Source organism: Candidatus Neptunochlamydia sp. REUL1 (assembly GCF_963457595.1).
Lineage (GTDB): Bacteria > Chlamydiota > Chlamydiia > Chlamydiales > Simkaniaceae > Neptunichlamydia.
The window spans coordinates 159,376-180,646 of the sequence record NZ_OY735137.1 but is presented as its reverse complement, the minus strand read 5'-3'; the positions used below and the strand labels follow the sequence as shown (position 1 = coordinate 180,646).

At 44.0% G+C, this 21,271-nt stretch carries 12 protein-coding genes and 1 pseudogene; 6 read left to right on the top strand and 7 right to left on the bottom strand.

The annotated features are described in order from the left end of the window. Together R2I63_RS01245 and glpK are read right to left on the bottom strand one after the other, a co-directional pair. Window positions 1-1,548 (bottom strand): glycerol-3-phosphate dehydrogenase/oxidase, encoded by a 1,548-nt coding sequence (locus R2I63_RS01245; RefSeq protein ID WP_316357978.1) that lies wholly within the window; start codon window positions 1,546-1,548, stop codon window positions 1-3. A gap of 40 nt (window positions 1,549-1,588) precedes the next feature. After that, complete coding sequence (glpK, locus tag R2I63_RS01240) at window positions 1,589-3,073, bottom strand: glycerol kinase GlpK (RefSeq protein ID WP_445083649.1); 1,485 nt, start codon at window positions 3,071-3,073, stop codon at window positions 1,589-1,591. A gap of 296 nt (window positions 3,074-3,369) precedes the next feature. On the opposite strand from glpK, the gene R2I63_RS01235 reads away from it, so the two are divergent. Then, entirely contained in the window at window positions 3,370-4,110 is a 741-nt protein-coding gene (locus R2I63_RS01235) for an MIP/aquaporin family protein (protein WP_445083697.1), read from the top strand. Continuing rightward, window positions 4,107-5,276, top strand: coding sequence for a cation:proton antiporter domain-containing protein (locus tag R2I63_RS01230; RefSeq protein WP_316357971.1), 1,170 nt, complete (start codon window positions 4,107-4,109; stop codon window positions 5,274-5,276). The genes R2I63_RS01235 and R2I63_RS01230 overlap by 4 nt, the downstream gene beginning before the upstream one ends. A gap of 365 nt (window positions 5,277-5,641) precedes the next feature. On the opposite strand, the gene R2I63_RS01225 is transcribed toward R2I63_RS01230, so the two are convergent. Continuing rightward, on the bottom strand, window positions 5,642-5,890 hold the full coding sequence (locus tag R2I63_RS01225; protein WP_316357967.1) for an Imm32 family immunity protein: 249 nt from the start codon (window positions 5,888-5,890) through the stop codon (window positions 5,642-5,644). Then, window positions 5,877-11,186 carry an RHS repeat-associated core domain-containing protein gene (locus R2I63_RS01220; protein WP_316357964.1) on the bottom strand — a complete coding sequence of 1,770 codons (5,310 nt, stop codon included), beginning with the start codon at window positions 11,184-11,186 and terminating at the stop codon, window positions 5,877-5,879. The genes R2I63_RS01225 and R2I63_RS01220 overlap by 14 nt, the downstream gene beginning before the upstream one ends. Window positions 11,187-11,353: 167 nt before the next feature. On the opposite strand from R2I63_RS01220, the gene murJ reads away from it, so the two are divergent. Next, a complete protein-coding gene (murJ, locus tag R2I63_RS01215; protein ID WP_316357961.1) occupies window positions 11,354-12,850 on the top strand; it encodes a murein biosynthesis integral membrane protein MurJ in 1,497 nt (498 codons plus the stop codon). On the opposite strand, the gene mnmA is transcribed toward murJ, so the two are convergent. Next, window positions 12,779-13,831 (bottom strand): tRNA 2-thiouridine(34) synthase MnmA, encoded by a 1,053-nt coding sequence (gene mnmA / locus R2I63_RS01210; protein WP_316357959.1) that lies wholly within the window; start codon window positions 13,829-13,831, stop codon window positions 12,779-12,781. The two genes, murJ and mnmA, sit on opposite strands and share 72 nt — an antisense overlap. A 52-nt stretch (window positions 13,832-13,883) precedes the next feature. On the opposite strand from mnmA, the gene R2I63_RS01205 reads away from it, so the two are divergent. The 3 genes and pseudogenes from R2I63_RS01205 (at window position 13,884) to R2I63_RS01200 (ending at window position 16,048) form a co-directional block, all read left to right on the top strand. Continuing rightward, a complete protein-coding gene (locus R2I63_RS01205; RefSeq protein ID WP_316357956.1) occupies window positions 13,884-15,155 on the top strand; it encodes an MFS transporter in 1,272 nt (423 codons plus the stop codon). A gap of 107 nt (window positions 15,156-15,262) precedes the next feature. Then, window positions 15,263-15,701 (top strand): annotated as a pseudogene (gene tnpA / locus R2I63_RS10540) (IS200/IS605 family transposase). Window positions 15,702-15,916: 215 nt separating this feature from the next. Continuing rightward, complete coding sequence (locus R2I63_RS01200) at window positions 15,917-16,048, top strand: hypothetical protein (RefSeq protein WP_316357954.1); 132 nt, start codon at window positions 15,917-15,919, stop codon at window positions 16,046-16,048. Between the two features lie 127 nt (window positions 16,049-16,175). Here the strand turns inward: R2I63_RS01200 and R2I63_RS01195 are convergent, their stop codons facing one another. Then, window positions 16,176-17,489 (bottom strand): MFS transporter, encoded by a 1,314-nt coding sequence (locus R2I63_RS01195; RefSeq protein ID WP_316357952.1) that lies wholly within the window; start codon window positions 17,487-17,489, stop codon window positions 16,176-16,178. Window positions 17,490-17,537: 48 nt separating this feature from the next. Beyond that, window positions 17,538-21,230, bottom strand: coding sequence for a hypothetical protein (locus R2I63_RS01190; RefSeq protein WP_316357950.1), 3,693 nt, complete (start codon window positions 21,228-21,230; stop codon window positions 17,538-17,540). Window positions 21,231-21,271: the final 41 nt, after the last annotated feature.

Genomic DNA, 21,271 nt, shown 5'->3' with positions numbered 1-21,271 from the left:
CTAGAGAATATAGTTTGAAGCCAGCTCTTTAAAAGAGGCGACTTGCTCATCTTCCCACGTTGTTGGAAGGCCAAGCTCTTGGGCTATTAGGGAGGCGACAAGGGGGGCGACTTTAACGGCAAGTTTGGCATCAAGAAGGAGAGAGCGCGTGCGGCGGGATAGTACATCTTCAACGGTGCGGGCCATTTCCTCTCGAACATGCCAGATCACTTCTCCCTTTAGATAGGGAAGCTTGGAGTGGAGAAATTGATCAAGGCTTGGGTCTTCTTTAATGATCTTGTCGATGGCTTCTTTATCGCTGCCATATGTGCTCCAGGAATTAAGGGGGGCAGCGTCTTCTAGAAATGCGTGAAGCTTGAGTGTTTTTGTTTTGCAGGTGTGTTCTTCAAAGCCTCCAACAAGAAGGGCTTTGTCGATGACATCTTCGGCCATCTTTCGATAGGTAGTCCACTTACCTCCAGCGATAGTAATGAGACCCGCATTTGAAACTAGAATAGAATGGTCACGGGAAAGGGCTGCAGTCTTTTTTCCTCCTTCGGCTGCAATAAGGGGGCGAAGCCCAGCAAAGGTACTGAGAATATCGCTATGTTTTGGAGGTCTTGCGAGGTATTTCCCCGCTTCTTTGAGGATAAAAGAAATTTCTTCTTCCAGGGGTTTCGGTTCTAAAGCGGGATTTTTGACGGGAGTATCTGTGGTGCCAACAAGAACCTTTCCGAGCCAAGGAACCATAAAGAGGACTCTTCCGTCTGCAATATGAGGAATCATAATCGCTGTTTCACTTTCTAAAAATGAGTCATCTAAAACGATATGAACGCCTTGACTCGGTTGGACAATTTTTTGCACGCTAGGGTCGTCCATATGGCGCACTTCATCTGTGAAAACCCCGGTGGCATTGATCACTACTTTTGCTCGGACCTCATAGGTCTCTCCCGTTTCTTCATCATGAAGAATGGCTCCTTCAACATGGTTGTTTTCTTTGATGAGCCCTGTCACTTTCATATAGTTGATAAGAGCCCCTTCATGATCAGCGGCGGTTAGGGCAAGGGCAATTGCGAGGCGGGAATCATCAAACTGTCCATCATAATAAATGGTTCCACCATAGAGATCTTCTGACTCAATATTGGGGAGAGCACCAAGAGTTTCTTCTTTAGAAAGGTGGCGTGAGGGCTCTAACCCAAGTTTTCCAGCAAGCATATCGTAAATTTTGAGACCGATTCCATAAAATGGACCTTGCCACCAATGATAACTTGGAACAAAAAAAGCGCGGTGGTAGATGAGGTGGGGGGCATTTTGGCACAAGCGTCCTCGTTCTCGCAGTGCCTCCAAGACAAGGGCAAGGTTTCCCTGTTGGAGGTAGCGAAGGCCGCCATGGATGAGTTTAGTGCTTCGACTTGAGGTAGCTTTTGCAAAGTCGGATTGTTCAACAAGGAGAGTTTTAAGTCCTCGGGAGCTGGCATCGACTGCGGCACCAAGCCCAGTAGCTCCTCCACCAATAATGAGGATATCCCACTTTTCTCCAAGCCTTTGAATCATCTTATCCCGTTTCACTTAAATGTCCTCTGAATCTGCATGGTTAAAGGTGTTGGTATTAATCATAGATTTTCCCCCACATTTTTGTGCACTCAATTGCATGCTTCCATTTTTTCTTTTCTTTGACCCTATCCCTTTCAGAAAGGTCGGGATCAAAACGTCGATCTTCTTTCCAGAGACCTTTTAATTCCTCTAGATCTTTCCAATAGCCAACGCTGAGCCCAGCCAAAAAGGCAGCGCCGAGGGCTGTGAGTTCTTTAAATTGAGGACGGATGAGAGGAAGGTTTGCAAGGTTGGATTGGAGTTGCATTAAGAGATCATCAGAAACTGCTCCCCCATCAACGCGGAGCTCTGAGACTGCCACACTTTCTTCAATCACTTCTAAAATATCAGAAACTCGGAATCCGATTCCTTCAAGAGCCGCTCTTGCAATATGAGCATCTGTTGTTCCTCGGGTGATTCCCAAAATGACCCCTCGAGCTTGAGGATCCCAGTGAGGTGCACCTAGACCGGCAAAGGCAGGGACAAAAACAACTCCTTCAGTAGATGAAACACTTTTTGCAAGGGATTCAACATCTTCAGATCGGGCAATAATACCTAGTGAATCACGGAGCCATTGTACCACGGCTCCACCAATGAAGACGCTTCCTTCTAAAGCATAGTGGACCTCATCGTTCAATTGGTATGCAATTGTAGTTAGAAGATGTTCGCTGGGAGGTGGCGCGATTTTTCCTGTATTCATGAGGATAAAACATCCTGTGCCATAGGTGATTTTCCCCATTCCTTTTTCAAAGCAGGATTGACCAAAAAGGGCTGCTTGTTGGTCTCCCGCTATCCCTCCTATGGGGATAGTTGTTGAACAAACGTCTTCGCTGCACTCACCATAGACTTCACTGGAACTCCTTACTTCAGGGAGTATCTCCCGAGGAATATCGAGGATTTTAAGAAGTTCCTCATCCCATTTTCCTTCATAAATATTATAGAGAAGCGTGCGGGATGCATTTGTGGCATCGGTAATGTGCTGCGCTCCTTCCGTCATTTTCCAAACAAGCCAGCTATCTACCGTTCCAAAAGCTAAGTCTTTTCCCTTTGCTTCTGCAACGTTGTCTAATATCCATCGGATCTTTGTTCCTGAAAAATAGGGGTCGAGAAGAAGTCCCGTTTTTTTCTTGAAAATGGGTTCAACACCATCTTCTTTTAGCTTTTTGCATAGGGGAGTGGTGCGTCGATCTTGCCAGACAATGGCATTGTAAACAGGTATTGAGGTTTTCTTATCCCAAACGATCGTCGTTTCTCGTTGGTTCGTGATTCCAATTGAGGCAATTTGCCTCATCGTAAGACGTGCACGACTCATAGCTTCCGTCATTACAGAGGCTTGCGTTGCCCAGATGTCCATTGGGTCATGCTCGACCCAACCTGGTTTTGGAAAAATTTGTCGGAATTCTTTCTGTGCGCGACCGATGATTGTCCCTTCTTGTGTTACCACAAGGGCTCTTGAGCTCGTAGTTCCCTGGTCTAAAGCCAAAATATATTTCATAACCATCCATAAGACCAATCACAAGAAATAAAGTGTCAAATTCTTCTTGGTCTTTTTCTAGAGAACGGTTCTTTTGATCTTGCTAACCATCATGTGGTTAGCAAGATCAAAAGAACCGTTCTTTACAAAAATCTTCAAGCCAATTTGATGCTTTATTTCCTATGATTGGTATAACTTGTACTCTCCATTTCAATGTGCTATATGTCAACGAAAATCTTTTGGAAGTGATATGAACCTATCCCACAATTACAAAAAACACCTCAAAACTCTGACATTTATAATAGTAGGATAGGTTCATGGCGATGAGTATTTTTTGGGGAGAGTTGATTGGAACACTCCTTCTTGTTCTATTGGGGGATGGGTCTGTAGCAAACGTGTTATTAAAGCGCTCCAAGGGGGAAAAGGGGGGGTGGATTGTCATCAGTACCGGTTGGGGGTTCGCCGTTTCGATCGCAGTCTATACCATTGGATGGGCGAGTGGAGGACATATTAATCCGGCAGTCACTTTTGGCCTTGCCGTTGCTGGAAAGACAGCGTGGAATCTCGTTCCCACCTATATTATTGCTCAGCTTATCGGGGCTTTTATTGGGGCTGTGCTTGTTTGGGCATCGTATTATTTGCACTTTGGCAAAAGCGATAACAAAACCCACAAACTTCTCATTTTTTGTACGCAGCCCGCGATTCGTCATAAATCGTGGAATTTTATTACCGAAGTTATCGCAACAGCGGTGCTCTTGATTGGTGTTCTCGGCATTTTCAATATTCATAATGGAATTGGAAGTGGCGTAGGACCTTTTGCTGTTGGATTGCTCGTTTTTAGCATTGGCCTTTCCCTTGGCGGTCCGACAGGGTATGCAATCAATCCTGCTCGCGATCTGGGGCCTCGAATCGTTCATGCACTTTTTCCGATTCAGGGAAAAGGGGATTCTGACTGGGATTATGCATGGGTGCCTATTGTTGGCCCTCTTCTTGGAGCTGGGATCGGATCCTTTATTTATCAACAGTTTGTGAGCCATCTTCTTCCGATCGGGTCAGGTATATGACAGTTCCCGATATCGCTCTAATGTGTTTTTTTCTTCTCCTTATTGGCTGGGGTTCCAGACGTCTTCCATTTATTCCTCTTCTTTGTTTGCTTTTCGGAATTGGGTGGGGATTTATTGGCCCGCGCCACTCAATCACTGTTTTAGAAACCGTTGCAAAAGTCGCGCTTACCTTCTTTCTGTTCATTGACGGTGCTCGTCTCCATATTCCCAAAATCCTCCACTTTCAATCGAAGAGACTTCCTTCCATAGGCCTTGTTGTCACACTCATTTTGGGCATCCTCCTTATGCGTCATTTCTTTCAACTGACCTTGGAAGAATCGTTTTTAACGATCTTACCCCTTCTCATCATCGATGGAAAAACAACCCCTTCTGCCTTTTCTTCCGTACTTCCTTCGCGGATACAACAAATGGTTAATGTCGAAGGATCTTTTACAGGGATCTTCGCATTCTTTCTCCTTTCACTTGTCCACCTGACCCATCCCTTTCATTTTTTTATCGGGATCTTCTTCCCTATCTTGGCCGGTGTAGGGCTCGGTTACATCTGCGGCCTTGTGGCTAAAGCTGCTCTCGATACTGGGTGGGGAGATCACCATTTACTTAGAGGTGGCCTTTTCCTGATTCCTTACGCTATCTTTGCCTTTTGTGATCTCTTCGATTCAAATGGTTTCATTGGCGTGATTGCTGCGGGGCTAACCTTTGGCCATTTTGCTCGCCCCCTCTGTAATACTCTCTTTGATTTGGCGCGCCGGCAGGGAGCCTACCTTTATTACCTACTCCTTATCTTTTTTGGGATCTTTTCTCTACATGTGCTGTCGCAGACGCTTACATTGCCCCTGATCCTTTTTGCCCTGATCTTTCTTTTTGGTGTCCGTTTCATCGCCGTTTTAGCAAGCTTTATCAAAACTCCCTATCGGTGGAAAACAATAGGGTATTTTACTTTCATGTCTCCTAAAGGGCTCATCCCTATTGCAACAACCATGCTTTTTACTGAATACTACACATTTCCTGCCCAGAACTTGATGCTTCAAATTGTTGTCACGACTCTCTTTTTCTCTCTTCTTATCCACCCTCTTTTTGCACGCCCTGTTGTTCATGCTTTTGGAAACTCCTTAAATCACCGCACCGATAGCGCAGAATATCTCCCAACTGTCTCACTTCCTTTATAGATTTTAACGAAGCTTGTAAAGCTGTTTGAGCAGGCTTTCCAGTTTTTGTAGCAGCTGGATAGTGAGACGTTATCTATTGGGTTTCCAGAAAAGGCCGTTTGTAGACCGGTGAAGAAATGATCCATACCGTGGGCCATAATCAGGTCTCCAACGGGAGCTACAAGGCCACCAGTTCCTAGGGTCATTCCGCCGCCGATGACTGCTGCTGTATAGTTTTATCCTGGCATACATTGTGGTTACTACATGACCATCTTCAGTCACCACTGAAATATTATTTACTGGGTCATAAAATTGCATTCTCCCCATGACTTTATTTGGTGAACTTAAACCATCCCTCTAACGGGAGTTACAAAGATGCCACTTATTCATTTCCATTTGAATATTTTTACATGATTAGCAATTGTATTTTCTGGGCTTTGTTGTTCATCCGATAATTCATTTCCTCCCCATGATTTTGTCATTAAGTGAACATGGTCGGGGGCGTCTGTTAAAAGAAGGGAGTCAATAATACATTTCAATTTTTCCAATCCTTTTTGATCGCAATGAACTTCAATTAATTCATTTTTTGTATCTGATTCAAATGTTAATAAATAATTAGAACTATTTAGATTCATATAAATATTCTCCAATAGGAAATCTTTGTTTTTCAATACCTTTTAAAGGAGTATGGTAGTGCGCGTCTACGTGAGGAAGTTCCGTGATGGAGCCCCTATAGGTTTTTCCTGCATAATCGAGGTAATATTTTCGATTTGTAACAGGATGAAAATAAGAACCCTTTCCCTTTGATGGATTTGGTCCTTTAAGCACGAAATCTTTAGACTGAAACAAATGATCAATTTCTGTAAATGATTTGCCTTTAAAAGGATTTATAGAGTGACTCCAGCTTTTTGGAACCTGAATAACTGAGTTGGGCAATTGAAAACTCGGAAAAGCAGCTAGCTGGCTTGCGCGGATAGCTGCAAGGCCGCCCATACTTCCTGCGATACTTAAGCCGCTATCGACTAGGCCTGCAGTTTGAGCAGGCATTCCGGTTTTCTGAAGAAGCTGCGTTGTGACATTATCGCTTGGGCTTTCAGAAAAGGCCGTTTGTAGACCGGTGAAGAAATGATCCATGCCGTGGGCCATAATCAGGCCTCCGACGGGAGCTGCAAAGCCACCAGTTCCTAGGGTCATTCCGCCGCCGATGACTGCTTCTGTAAGCCCACCGAAAGCTTGGAGGCCTCCTTGAAAGCGGGGAGCATTCCATGTATTTGTAGCTAAATCTACAATTCCATAAATAAACCCCGGAGTCTTTCCATCACCTGAGCTACTTTTGAAACACCCACATTTAGACAGACCAAGAATGCAGTTTGGTGTCCCATCGGGATTATAGTCATAAATAATACACCCGCAGTTTTCATCACACTGCGTTGCGAGCCCCCAGGGGTCATGGTACTTGAGGGGATTGTTATGGCAGAACAGGTAGAGGTTCAAGGAGTCGTGCGATCCGAGGGGATCGGGGCTGATCCATTTTTGGAGCTCGGGGTGGTAGTAGCGCGCTCCGTAGTAAATAAGACCTGTTTCTGGGTCATATCTTTTTCCTTGGAATCTCCAGGGGTTATCTGAGGGGACTTGAGAGACTTTTCCTCGCGAAGTAAAGATCTCTTCTTCACCAAAGGCAGAAAAGTGGTAGTGTTCTAAGATGTTTTGTTTTTTAAGATGGACTAGACAGCGGACATTTCCTCGAAGATCTGTGAGGGGAACATAGGGGATATCCTGCAGCTCGATGGTTAAGATGGAGGTGTTTTCTAATCTGTTGGGATCGAGTGGAATGCGTAAGGCTTTGATCTCTCCATTCTCATCTAGAGCGCCGAGCTCGTAGCCTTCCAAATAAAAATACCTTTCGACTTCCTCTTCATCGATGACTTTGCTAAGACGTCTACCGTCTACATCGTAGGTGCAGTGGATGGACTCTTGCTTTGGAGATTGAGCAAAGATTAACCTTCCTAGAGCGTCAAACTGGAATTCCGTCGTCCCTAAAGAATTGGAAAGTGATTTGAGATTTCCGCAGTCGTCATATGCGCAGGTAAAATCTTTTCCTTTGCTGATTTGATTGAAAGGGGTGAGAATATAAGAGGTGTCATCTTTGGATTGGCAATTTTGAAGGGGGTCATATTGATAGGAGTGGTTAAAATGTCCTTTTTCCGAAGTCAGTTGCGACAAAGAGTCATAGAAGAAGTGGGCTTGGGTTGTTTCTTTGCCCCAATTGGTTTTTTGGGATGTAGGGTTTCCCAAAGGATCAAAGTCGATATTATCAGAAAAGTTGTCACTAAGGACCGCTGTTTTGCGCCCTTGGGTGTCGTAATGGTTTGTTCTTGTTCCTAGGTTTCCTGGAAGAGTTTCTTGCAGGACGTGCCCCATAAGGTCTCTGTCTGTTACTTGATAGGAGTAGAGCTCTTTTCCTTTTTTAGATAGGCGGAGGATTTTTGAAACATAGGGGCCCTCGTAAAAGTAGCGGATTGAGGAACGATCAGGGAGGATGACCTGTGTCAAGCACCCTTCCCCATCGTATTGGAAGGTGGTGCTATATTTCCCCCATTTGTCTTTAAGGGTCTCTGCATGGATTTGATGGGAAGCATTGTAGGTTCTTTCAAGAGAAAAGCTATTTTCAGATACGATTTTTACGGTGTTTCCGTTCTTATCGGACGTAAGGGTATATTCTTTGGCTTTTTCATCTGGCATTTCTTGATAGATGATGCGACTTAGGTTTCCTTGCGCATCGTATCCATATTTAATGGGTTTTTCAAAGGCTGGAGCACTTTGTGAGATCAAATCGCCATAAGAATTGTAGGAGAAAAAGGTCTGAATCTTTTCGCTTTTGTTTGGCTTGATGATTGTTGAAGCAAGGAGAGAGTTTGGAGAATACCTATGGATAATTTTGAAATGACAGGTGTTTTCTTGGGTGAGGTTATGTAAAGGATCGTAGGTGAGAGTTGTATTGTGAAGGGATGTTAAGAGTCCTACGCTGTTGTAGGTCTTTTCTAGGAGAGACCCCATAGGATCTTGGATGGTCTTTTTTAAGGTTCTTTCTTTTTCGTTGTAGCTGATACTCCACTGGTCATCTCCTTTTTTGAGATGAGAAAGGCGCCCGAATGGATCATAGGTGTGCTCTTTTAGAATCGTTTTTAAGCCCATGGGGAAACTGATTTCTTGAAAAAGTTCTCCTGAAGAGGTGTAGGTGAATTGCTTTTGGTAAAGGACTTTTCCTTGTTCACTCTCTACTTTTTCTTCAACAATCTTTCCGACAGCGTCATAGTCTTGGGAGTAGAGCGTATAATGGGCTCGATCTTTCCATTTTTTTGTTTCACGTAGGCGTCCTAAAGAATCGTAAGCAAAATCGATTACGTCCCCATCTTCAATGCGGGAAATGCCGTTGCGCGACCACACGCTTGAGTCATTTTGAGCAAGTGTTTGTTGGATGAGATCTCCAGCAGTATTGTAGCAATACTTAATTTTTCCATTTCCGGTGCTTTCTGAAAGAAGTTGAAAGGCGTTGTAGAAGTAAGCATCGACTTTAAATGGCTCTTTTATCGGTCCTCTTTCGTAGTATCTTACCTTTGTGATGCGACCAAGGTAGTCATAATCAAAGATTCTTGTGATTCCCTTCAGGGATGTGTGGCGGCAAAGACTTCCTTCTAAGCTGTAGAGAAAGGATTCTTTTTCGCTGCTGTTGGCAATGCGTGTAGGTTTCCCTCGAGCGTTGTATTGAATGGTGGTTGTGTTTTTTAGGGGATCTGTAATGAGGGTAGGGTTATCAAAGAGATCGTATGCGTAGGTCCACGTAGAGCCATTTAAGGAGTTTTTTTGAGTCAGGCGTCCGAGGGTGTCGTAAGAGTATCGAGTGTCACCGCCTAGGGAATCAACTTCTAGGGTTTGATTGCCGCTTATGTCGTAGGCGAATCGATTCCTTTGAGAAGAGACGTTGTTTCCAGATCGTGTGATGGAAATAAGGTTGTTTTGTAGATCATAGTCGTAGTTAATTGTGAGAGCTTGGGTTTGCTCTTGGGCAAGGTTACCATTTGTATCGTAGAGATAGGTAGTCTCTTTGCCTAGGGGATCAACATGAAAGGTGAGCCTTCCGGCATCGTCATAGTCTTGTTCAGTGCTACAAGAGTGGGCTCCATTTCTGTCGTAGATTGCTTGCTTAATGACAAAGCCGTGAGAGTCAAAATGATTGATGGTTTTTTTTGAGAGGATTTCACTTCTTGACTCAGGGTTGTATGCCTTCTCTTCAATGATTTCAGGGGCCCCTAGGTTGGGAAGGTCTTGTTTGGGGGTAATCTCTGTGATGAATCGTTGGCGCACATAATCCACGTCATTTGGATCGCGCACATCCCCGTTGTCAACTGTGACACAAGTAAGGGCACCATCTGTGTTATAATCATAAAAAGTGCGTCTTTTCACCTGTTTATTGTGGTGGATCTCTTTTCGTTTGACGATTGAGGTTCCTGGAAGGTAGGCGATAAGGGTGCCGTTTCCTTTTTCGTTGATCTGCGAGACAATATCTTCATTAGAAGAGCTTGTATACGTGAATGTCTTGGCGTAGCATTCTTGGTCTTTTTCCGGCTTTCCCTTTTGGTTGAGGGTAATAGGCTCACGATTTTCTCCGGTTAAATTCCCATATTCTGTTTCTTTGAGGATGTTTCCTTCAGGATTGTAGGAAAAAGTTTTACAGTAGAGGGTGTTTTTTAGGGCGTCTTCCACCGATAAAGCAATGAGATTGCCTTGGGTCTTTCTTTCCCCCCATAGTTTTCTGGTCGTTCTGTAGGAGCTATCATTGAGGGTTTCTTCTATGGAGGTTAGGCGGCGCTCTTTATCGTAATGATAGAGGACTTTTCGTCCAAAAGATGTTTGGACTTCTGTGGCTCCTTCTTCGTAGAAGAATTGGGTTTGGGTGACTCCTTCTGAGTGGGGTGTCGAAAGGGTTTTTACTCGACAGGAAGGGGGGCTTTCATAATCGATTTCTGTACAGGGCCCATTAGGAGACTCTTTTCGAATAAGGAGGGCTTTTTTTCCTTCGACTTGGTAGTCATAGGCGCACAAAGGAAAGGATGTCCTTTGGACTTCAGTAAGAAGGGAGACTCCAAAAGGGTCTTTTTCTAAACAGTATTCTGCGCAGGTTCCATTACTTGCAGTGGCAAGGATGGTAGAGCCGTAGTCAAAGGTGATCCAGCTGAAGGTTTTACTGTTTTGAGCATTGGTCATTTTAATGTGCTTGAGTCGCAGATCTTCATCGTACTCATACAAAATTTGGTTGCCGGTTGGGAGGACTTCTCGTGTTAAATGAAATTGATGGGGGGTGTGGCTTTTTGTATAGGTCCTTTTCCCTCCTGAGCTTAAGTGAAGCTCAAAAGATTGGCTTTGAGGATTGTAGTGGAGGATATGGTTTTTGACATTTGTCCAGGAAGAGGGGTTTCCCTTGGCTGTATTGCAGATACCGACTTGATCTTCTTCAAGATCGATAAGGAACTCTGAATGAACTTCAGGATTTCCCCAGTTTTGAAAGCCAGAGAACTTCAGAAGGCTTCCTTCCGGGGTTCCAACAAAGATATCCAGATAAGGGTTTTGAAAACTGTCTTGCTTAGGCGTTGGGCAGATTTGAAAAAAGGTCTGAGGGTGAAAGCGCCATCCTCCAAAGCTTGAGACATCTACGGTATCTTGACTTGTGTAAAACCTTGAAAGAACAAGAGGATCAGGGCCAGAAATACAAAGATCTACTTCTAGTTCTGAATAATCACCATGGATAACGCTGACATTTTGGACTAGACTCTCTGGATCTCCTTCTCGAGATCCCACAAAGATATTTGAGGCACTTGCGAGAAGAGTTTGACAGCAAAATAGGCTTAGAATGAGCGCTAGAATAATGCGCATCGTATGTGCAAGGCTCTCTTGTTTTTTAAAGCAAGGGATTATGCCTCAAGTATGTTTTATGAGGAATGAATAATTGAAACTTTGCAATGATGGTTGATCTCTTTAGATAGTGTAAGTCACTTCTTTTTTGTTGCTAGGGGAAAGGTGTTTTTGGCATAACATAGCGTATGCAATTAGGAAAGTATTTTGGATCTGGACTTAGGCGGTTCTTTTCAGGGATGATGCTCAGCCGCGTGAGCGGGTTGGGAAGAGATCTTGTAATGGCCTACTCTTTTGGGGATCATGCGGCGGTGGCGGCGTTTATTGTGGCGTTTCGATTTGCAAATGTCTTGAGACGTTTTTTTGGTGAGGGGCCTCTGCAATCGGCGTTTATCCCCCAGTTTGAAGGGATGCGCAATGAGAATCGAGAAGAGGCATATGCCTTTTTTCAGAAGCTCTCTGTGCTCATTGGAGGGCTGGTTGTAGCAATTATTATTGTTTTAGAGCTAGGGATGCAGTTTTGGAGAGGATCAGAAATTATTCAGCTGACTGGATGGATGCTCCCGAGTCTTTTCTTTATTTCTTTGTATGGGCTGAATGTTTCATTTTTGCAATGTCATAGTCGTTTTTTCATTTCGAGCATGGCTCCCTTTTTGTGCAATATAATGTGGATTATTGGGGCGCTAAGTCTGCGGGATCAAGAGATTCATGGAGGGATGATTGGGCTTGCAAAGTGGGTGCTATGCGGCTTCGTGATTCAATGGGGGATTACGGCGTGGCAGCTCCGAGGAAACTTAAGTTGGAAAGGGTGGTTTCAAGGAAAACTCTTTCATTCAGGAGTGAAGCAACTTGCCAAGGCATTTAGCTTGGGGGCTCTTGGGGTTGGTGCGGTGCAGATCAATGCATTTTTTGATGCGATTTTTGCGCGTTGTGCCCATATTTCAGGGCCTGTCTACTTGTGGTATGCGAATCGGTTTCAGCAGCTCGCATTAGCAATTTTTGGGATTGCAGCGGTGAGCACTCTTGTACCGGTTCTTTCAAGAGCGATTAAAAAAGGGGAGATTGAGAGAGGTAAAAAGATCTTTTCTTTTGGGTGCCGCAGGGTCATGATGCTGATGATTCCGATGACTTTTGCGATTTGCACTCTCGGATTTTCTGCGATTGATTTAGTCTTTGGAAGAGGGAGCTTTTCTCTCTATGCCACAGAGCAAACAGCGTGGTGTCTTTCGGCGTATTCACTAGGGCTTGTTCCTGCAACGCTCGTGATGTATTTTGCGGCGGTTTTATATGCGAAGGGGAATTTTCGGACAGCGACTCTATTTTCTGTAATGACGGTAGGAATCAATTTAGGGCTGAATTCTTTATTCATTTTTGGAATGGGACTGGGACCTATTTCGACAGCCCTAGCGACGAGCATTGGGGCATGGTGCAACTTTATCGGTCTACGCAGTGTGGTAAAGGGGTGGAGCATGAGGATGAAGGGGAAAGAGCTTGCAGGAGTGCTTCTAGGAAGTGGAGGAGCAAGTATGGCAGCTTTTCTAGTGCAAGGGCAATTTTCTCATAAGGTGCTTGCTTTTGCCGTTCCAGGAGCGGTGTTTGTAGGGGTCTATGCTCTACTCTTTTGGAAGCGCCTCTTTGATGATCGCTCCGCCGAGACAGGTATCGCCATCGTAGAAGACCACTGATTGGCGAGGGGTGACTGCCCTTTGAGGCTCATCAAAAGTTACAAGGAGCATGTCTCCTTGTTTTGAAACGGTGCAGGGTTCTTCGATTTGCCTGTAACGCACTTTCGCTTTGCACTTAAAAGGGAGTTCTGGGGCGGAGCCAACCCAAGAAATATCGGTAGCTGTCAAAGCATTTGCAAAGAGAGCAGGGTGGTTTTCTCCTTGCACAACGATCAACTTGCGTGATTCTTTCTGCTTATTGACGACAAACCACGCATCACCTGGTCCCCCGATTCCCATTCCTTTCCGTTGCCCAATCGTGTAATAATAAATCCCATCGTGGGTCCCTATCTCAGTCCCTTCAATAGTTTCAATCACCCCTGGCTCATGAGGAATATACTTTTCGAGAAATGTGCGGAAGTTGCGCTTTCCAATGAAGCAGATCCCTGTGCTATCTTTTTTATTGAAGACGGGGAGATGAGCCTGCTCAGCGATTCTCCTCACTTCTGTTTTTTTCATGTGGCCGATCGGGAAAAGCACTTCGTTTAGGACCTGATTTTTTACGGTATAGAGGAAGTAACTTTGGTCCTTTCCAGGGTCGTTCCCTTTCATCAGAGTGCCATTTTTGGTTTGGCAGTAGTGGCCTGTTGCAAGAGCATTAGCACCGAGCGCTTTAGCTTTTTCAAAGAGAAGTTTGAACTTGATTTCGCGGTTGCAGAGGACATCGGGATTAGGCGTGTGACCAAGCTCAATTTCTTTAAGAAAATGGGTGAAGACATTATCCCAATATTCCTGGGCAAAATTCACGCTATAGTAAGGGACATTGAGAAGATAGCACACTGCGCGGGCATCGTCAGCATCCTTTTCAGCAATGCAAGAGCCATCCTGCTCTTCTTCCCAATTTTTCATGAAGAGACCAAAGACGTCATGTCCCGTCTTTTTAAGCAGGTAAAGCGCGGTGGCGGAGTCGACTCCACCAGAGAGGGCAACAGCTATTTTCATGGACGTATTTTATACCTTTTCATCTTAATTTCAAAGTGATATAGTAAGTGCTATGAATAGAAATTTCCGTGTTCTAGGTATTTTTATATATACTCTGATGACCCTCTTTCTCCTATTTGAGATGGCGCTCCAGGTATCTCCAAGTGTGATGACAACCTCGTTAATGCGTGATTTTAATATCGGAGCAGTAACGCTCGGTGTGATGGCCTCCTTCTACTTCTATAGTTATACTTTGATGCAGATCCCTGTGGGCCTTTTATACGATCGCTATAGTGCACGAGGACTGATTACTTTTGCTGCTATCATATGTACGATTGGATCCTTTTTCTTTGCCTTTACCCATCATGTGGTTTGGGCAGGTTTAGGGCGATTCATGATGGGAATTGGGTCTGCCTTTGCTTTTGTGGGAGTACTTATCGTTGCGGCTCGCTGGTTTCCTCGTAGATACTTTGCTTTTTTGGTAGGGATTGCTCAGTTTCTTGCAGCGATGGGGGCCCTTTGTGGGGAATTGCCGATTGCAGCGTTGCTCAATCATGTCATTTGGAGGGTTGTGATGGTCCTTTTTGGAATGGTTGGTCTTGTTATGACAGTCTTATGTTTCATGATTATTAGGGATAATCCCTACAATAATCGTCACATTCCCAAAAGGCACGACCTCAAGCAAGAATTGAAAGAAATTGTGAGATCAGCTCAGACCTGGTGGATTGCCCTGTATGCTTTTTGTGGATGGGGACCTATTGCTGTATTTGCAGCGCTATGGGGAGTGCCTTATCTAGTTGTTCGGTTTCAAGTGCCTACAACTCAAGCAGCGTTCGCAATGGCTCTTGTGTGGATTGGAGTGGGAGTGATGAGCCCTATTCTAGGATGGTTTTCTGATAAATTAGGCTGTCGATGTATTCTCCTTCGCTTAACCTCACTTATTGGTCTTCTTAGTACTATTGCTCTTTTCTACCTCCCAGGCATTTCTTTTGGGCTTTCCTTTGTTTTTCTTCTAGGAATTGGAATCGCAGCTTCTGGACAAATTTTGACATTCGCTCTTGTCAAAGATAATAACCGACCTACGACGACAGGAACCGCTGTTGGTGTGAACAATATGGCTGTTGTTGCTGGCGGAGCAATTTTCCAACCTCTAGTTGGCCTCCTTCTTCACCTGTTTTGGGACCATAAAGTAGGAGACAATGGCGTTCCTCTTTATACGGTTGAGAACTATCATCTCGGTTTATTGATTGTTCCTCTTTGCTTTCTTGTGGGCCTAATTGTTAGCCTCTTTTTCATTAAGGAGACCTATTGTCATCCAAAATATGACGAAGCTATTCTAAAATAGTGAGCTATGCTACAATCTCGGGCATGAAAAAGTTATTATTATTGTCTCCTCCAGGGATGGTTGAAAACCCTCGCCTTTAAGGCAAAGAAAAGATTAAACTTGTCGCTATGCGACGTTATAATTTAGGAGCGCACACCAAAACAGACTTGAAAGTTCATCTTGTATGGGTCCCCAAGTATAGAAAACGAATATTGACCGGACAAGTAGCTGTACGTCTGAGAGAAGTGCTGAGACAGATTTGCATTAGAGCACGAGCTTGACATCATTACGGGTAAGGTGGCTAGTGATCATGTGCATATGTTTATCAGCTATAAGCCGGTATATAGTGCAAGCAAAGTCATGCAGTGGTTGAAGGGAATGAGTTCGAGAATAATGCTGATGGAGTTTCCCCACTTGAAGAAGATGTTTTAGGGAAGGCACTTTTGGGGCAGAGGCTATTTAGCGGTAAGCTCAGGAAATATTACGGATGAGATGATTCAGTCATACATTGACGAACAAGAAGGTGAGCCTCTACAAGATAATAGTCGATTTCAAATCGACCCCTAATGAACCCCTCGACTTATAGGCGAGGCGTTGTTTAGTTCTTCTTTCGTTTGCTCTTTGGGCTGATTATTTGTTTGTCCTCCACGGTGTGTGGGGAGACGGTGGCTCTCATGCCCGTGATTAAAGAGCTTTAAGAACGCGGTGAAACAGTTAAAGTCATCCGTCTTGATCCTACCGATTGGTATGCCTCAATTGAAGTGTCGTGTGCGGTGTCTGACGTGCTGGTTGTAGGAGATGCCCCTATAGGGAAGCTCGAATATGTCCGCGCATTCAAAGGAAAATCTAAAACTGTTTGTTACTATGACAATGCCCTTGAAATTGATCGAATTCCTTACGCAGAGCTTATTTGAGAGTTTGAACAGGAGGTCGACCTCTTTTTGGTGCCTAGCGCTTTGGCTGCGAAGTCAAGTCATGTTAAAGCAGCTCTTGCTGGAAAAGCTGTTTATAGCGTGGAGTCAGATGGATCGTTACGCAAGATCATGACGACGCGTGCATCCTTGAATGTCCCTCGGGACTCTGTTTATCTGATCTGCGATTTTCTTTTACAAAAAAAGCGAGAATAAAGGAGAGAAGAAGAGAAATAGGGAGAATCGAGAGGGCGACAGCGTAGTCGTTGTGGGCATAGATATTGATCTTATTGATAGGCTCGCAATTGCAAGACCACTTCAAAAGAAATCCAATAAGAGGTTGATAGAGAGGCGCACCGAATATAATGCAAAGCATATTGGTGAATCCCATGGCTACTCCCTTTGTAGAATGGGGCACCCAGGTATCTGCAAGAGCAAAAGAAAGGGAGTAGGAGCTCAAGAAAAAACCAAAGATAAATATTAGACCAAACATCGCCTTTAGCGGAATATAGGGGATATAGATCATCGCGCAACTTAAGAAAAATGAAATAAGTGAACCTCCAATCATGATGGGGCGACAACGGGTGATATAGACAGAGATCCATCCAAGAGTTAGGATTCCAAAACAAGCCCCTAGAAAGACCGTTGAAGCGAGCATTGCCGAAAGATCTACTGAGATGGCGTATCTCTTTGCAAAATAGGGAACTCCCCAAAGAGCGGCAAAGGCAGGAAAGATTCCAAAAACGAGCCCCCCATAAATGCCGCTAACCCATAGTTTTTTGATTGCCAAAACCTTGAGAGTGCTCTTCCAAGTTTTTTTGCACATCTCTCGAAAATTTACCCCATTGTGAAGGGGCTGGTCATGTCTAGGAAAGTCATGGATAATAAAGAGGGAAATAAAGGTCAAAAAAAGACCGATAACGGCTACGGCCATCATTGTTTCGCGCCACCCAAAGGTGACGACTGCTTTCGCGAGACCTCCTTGTCCAATCACTCCTCCAGCAAGAGCTAGGAATTCTGTAAGAGCGACGATGAGAGTAAATAGGGCTGGTTTAAACCATCTAGCACCGAGGCAAAAAGCGCAGATAATCGCAGGGGCTGTAAAAAAGCCCATGAGCATTCGGCTTGTTTGACCCTCCCAAAATGCATGTGAATAGGCAAACCACCCAATAGCAATCGAGCAGAGAAGGAAGCTGATTTTCAAGATGCGGCGGGGGCCCCATAGATCTACGAGCATTCCAGCAGGAATTTGCATGACAATATAGGTATAAAAAAAGCTAGAGGTTAAGACTCCAATTTTGATGACATCGATTTGATAGGTTTTCATGAGCTGAGGGATCATGACACTTGGCGCTCCTTGTAGAAGGAAGGTATAGAGGCCAAAAATAGCCGCTAGACCCCAGACAAGCCAAGGCATCAAGCGAGATTTGTGTAAAATATCCATCAACTTCATCAGGCTATAATATGAAGTTGATGGATTATAATCTATAAATTAGATGAGTTCAAAGCCACCTGGGATACTCTCGCTTGACCCAGATGAGACTCTTTTAAAGGGACTAGAAGCGGGTTCGTCTCTTTGATATACTCCATACTCTCGAATTCCTTCACGCAATGCTGCGGTGAAGACACTTGGGTCTCTATACAGCGAGATCATCCCTTCAAATCGGGGTCCTAATCGGCTCTTCACATATTCTCTTACAACAGGAGAAAGGTTCTCCGCTCCCCACTTGACAAACGCTTTGGATTTCTCAGAAAGATGGTCCATTACTGTTTTTTCCTGGGTTTTGATATTGTAGCGAATCGCAATGATGGTATTTTCTTCTTTGCGCATCACTTGTGCTAAATGCTGGAGATGTCGCTTAATCTTAGGGAGGTCTTTTGCAGCGATCTTACTTGAAAGAGCGCGCAGGTTAAGATTTACAAGTCGCGCGACCATCCGTTCAAGCATTTGAATTTGGAGGTCACTACGGTCATCTCTTCCTTTACGCACCTTCATTTCTGTAAGCTGATTTTGCAATTGGTTTAGGAAAAGAGTATGTCTCTTTTTTAATCCTTGAATATCACCACGGTGTGCTAAGCGTTGCATTTCCTCAATGTAGGATATTTCACTTTGCATGGTTTGTGTGAGCTGCACGTGAGGAAGTAATTGATTTTCAAGGAACGTTGTCAATCCAAGAATCGTATCTTGAGGTGTCTTCAGAATAGAGTCAACTTGCTCTTTTACAACTTTTTCCACGGTATTGTGAAGAATGCAACCGAGCACCTTTTGAAGTTCTTGCTCTCTTGAAGCATAGAGCTCTTGAAGTGCAACATCAATGTCGCGCTTAATAATTTGTGTAGAGGCTTTTCCTCGCTTTCTTGCAAAGTCTGCTTCAAGAACTGCGATTGTCTCTGGGCGCTTAGGATCGGCACCAAGAGATATTTGTTCTTCTTCAGTGTACAATTCCCAAAGGCGATTGAGGTCATTAGGCCTCATCGATTGAGTTGCTTGATCTAAAACTCCAAGAAATAGGTTGTTAACTCCCTGTTCTGTGCGGATCGACTCGTAAGAGAAAATGATGATATCACGGATAATGTCTTGCAATGCAGCATCGGACATTCCATTAAAGGAGTCTACAAGCTCACCAAGAAGATTATCTCGTTGACGTTGTTTCCCAGGAGTCAACTGTGTTCGTTCGTCGATCAGCCTAAAGAGGTTAGAAACAAGCTCTGAAACAAGGCGTTTTTCATTACTTCCAGCAAGGAGTTGTGTAGTGCCTCCTTCTTCACTTTCCAGCAGCTTTTCGACGGCCTTCAATTGATCAAGGAGGATCTTGTCAAAGACATTCGTATACTTACTATCGCTATAAATCGAGTCGCGGATGCTATCAAGCGTTGAGTTGATTAGGTCTAGCCGACTAATGAGCATTGAAGCACCAATTCGGGTGCCCCAAACCTTTATCGCATATCCTACAAAAAGTGGCAGGGTTGCGATTCCAAGTACCCCACGTCCTGCAAGTGAGACTACGGTTCTTAAAAATCGACTGACAGGATTGCTACCTGTTCCTGAATAAGCAGTAAGAGAAGCTTTCCACTCTTTAAAAAAATCTCCATAGGAATTGTAGGCTAGAAAGTGATCTAGAGCTTTGTCAACAACCCTTTTAAAAAGTTTTTCAGTTGAGATTCCACCACTGTTTTCAATAATTTCAAAAATCTTTTTTTGTTTATCGGCAGTTCCCAATTCTCCAGTAGTATCAGATCTCCATCGTTCTTCAGCGTAAAGAAGTGCAAGCATTGCGTTGTTTGCAGCTCGAACAGGACCCATGTGGTTATTTGTTAAAGGGTCATTGATTGGATCGAGCATCATCGCTTGAAGGTGCTCTGTGACTGAATCTGTAAACTGTTTTGAGAAGTATTCCACTAAGCTAACTGTAAACGAGCAAAGCTGTTTTCCCATCCATTTATCGAAGAAACCAAGTTCGCTTCTACTCTCAATTTTGTCATTGAGCAGGGATATAAATAATGCTTTTCTTGTCTCAGGACCTTCGACTCTTTCAAGCACTGTATAGAAGGTTTTATAACGTCTTTGTACAGCATCTTCTTCTGCGTCAACTCCTGTGTAACCGCAGTATTTATCGACAACTTGGAAGGCTGAAAAGAATGTCAAACTTTCAACAAGAGCGGCTTTTTTATCTTCAATCATCTGTTCAGCATGAACATTTGGAACCGCTGCTGCAACTTCTTCAGTTTTTAGAGCAAAGCTTGAAGCTAGTTCTCCAACAACTGATTGAGGTTCCTCTCCTCGATAGCTTCTAACAGCCAAACGAGCAACAGGCCCTGATTCATAGAGAGTGTTGAGCTCTTTCAATGCACCCTCCAAATCTCCTGATTTCAGTTTTCTATTAGATTCTCTTAGAGTCGCTTCAACTTCTCTTGCTTGCTCGGGATGGAGGTCGCTTCGAACCAGTGCATAGGTCGCCTCACCAAAGCTTGCGATTTGTTCAACCATTGACCCAACTATCCGACTAGCCTCAGGGATACTTCGGACCGAAGAAAGATACGAAAGGCTGCGATCAATTTTTTCAGAGATGTCTGAAAGGGTTGTGTCTTCTCCAATAGCAAGGGAATCTCCAAGTGCAGTGACTTTATCGAGATCGAGCACGTAGGCAACGGCTTGCCAAAGTACTTTTCGTTGCGCCGGGTTTTCAAGAGAGCCTTCAAGAAAGGCCTTTCCAAAAGCTTGCTGATCTTCCCCCTCGCGGGTAACTCCATAGCCTTTTGCGGCGAAGTCATAGATTGCTTGGCAAATGAATTGTTTGGCTCTAGGTTGCGCTGAAGAAGCATCCAGTTTTTCTACGATATAATCCGTGACTAATTGATCAAGTGAGATCAATAAGGGGGTTTGGGGATTTATGTTTTGGTCGATATACGCCGGAAGTCCAGCAAAAAATGGGTTAGACTTTGTAAGAGCTTCAATATCCTCGTTTAGTCGACTTTTAGCTAAATAGGCTGGAATATATTGGTCAGTCTTGAACTCTCCGATATCTGCTAAGAGCTTCATCAAAGGCGAAACAGGTGTGTGGACCACTCTTTTGGGAGCATGAACACCAGTAAGATCCTTATATTTTTCTCTACCTGCATTAACAACACCATTGAGTGTGCCTTTTGCTAACTTATTCACAAATCCTGTTTGAGCCTTGATTTCGTGATTAATGAATTGAACAGCATTATTGAGAGGATCACCCATATCCGAGAGGTCATATCCTCGGGTTGAGGTGGCTCCATGTTGAAATCTTGTAAGCTCTGCATTAAGATCATGAAGTGGTTTCAAATAATTCTTCCAACGCGCTGATCTTTGCCAGGGCAATGAGATATTTGCTCGAGAGAAAAAACGAGACCAGCCTTTGAAATTGTCATAATAACTACTTTCATTTTCCAAAAGAGGAGCTAGTTTTTCTTGAACATGCTTTGTTGCTACAAGAATTTCTTGGACATCCTTATTTTTATAGGCGCCTTCGAGATGTTCTAATGCTTTATGAAATTCCTTAACCTGCAAAGTTTCACTGCCGGTAAAATGCAATAGCTCCGATACGTAGGGGAGCGCCGCTCCAATACGGACTGTAGCATCAATAGCATTCAAGGTTCCAATGATAGGAATCCCAGCACCAATGGCTTGACTTGTGACGAATTCAGCTGCTCTAAACATAATACTGCCTTTCCTTTTCATTATAATGAAATAATTATAAC

Excerpts from the sequence above, each read along its gene's own strand:
- glpK (WP_445083649.1), bottom strand. The coding sequence starts at position 3,073 with ATGGTTATGAAATATATTTTGGCTTTAGACCAGGGAACTACGAGCTCA.
- R2I63_RS01230 (WP_316357971.1), top strand. The coding sequence starts at position 4,107 with ATGACAGTTCCCGATATCGCTCTAATGTGTTTTTTTCTTCTCCTTATT.
- murJ (WP_316357961.1), top strand. The coding sequence starts at position 11,354 with ATGCAATTAGGAAAGTATTTTGGATCTGGACTTAGGCGGTTCTTTTCA.
- R2I63_RS01195 (WP_316357952.1), bottom strand. The coding sequence starts at position 17,489 with ATGGATATTTTACACAAATCTCGCTTGATGCCTTGGCTTGTCTGGGGT.
- R2I63_RS01225 (WP_316357967.1), bottom strand. The coding sequence starts at position 5,890 with ATGAATCTAAATAGTTCTAATTATTTATTAACATTTGAATCAGATACA.
- mnmA (WP_316357959.1), bottom strand. The coding sequence starts at position 13,831 with ATGAAAATAGCTGTTGCCCTCTCTGGTGGAGTCGACTCCGCCACCGCG.
- R2I63_RS01205 (WP_316357956.1), top strand. The coding sequence starts at position 13,884 with ATGAATAGAAATTTCCGTGTTCTAGGTATTTTTATATATACTCTGATG.
- R2I63_RS01235 (WP_445083697.1), top strand. The coding sequence starts at position 3,370 with ATGAGTATTTTTTGGGGAGAGTTGATTGGAACACTCCTTCTTGTTCTA.
- R2I63_RS01220 (WP_316357964.1), bottom strand. The coding sequence starts at position 11,186 with ATGCGCATTATTCTAGCGCTCATTCTAAGCCTATTTTGCTGTCAAACT.
- R2I63_RS01190 (WP_316357950.1), bottom strand. The coding sequence starts at position 21,230 with ATGTTTAGAGCAGCTGAATTCGTCACAAGTCAAGCCATTGGTGCTGGG.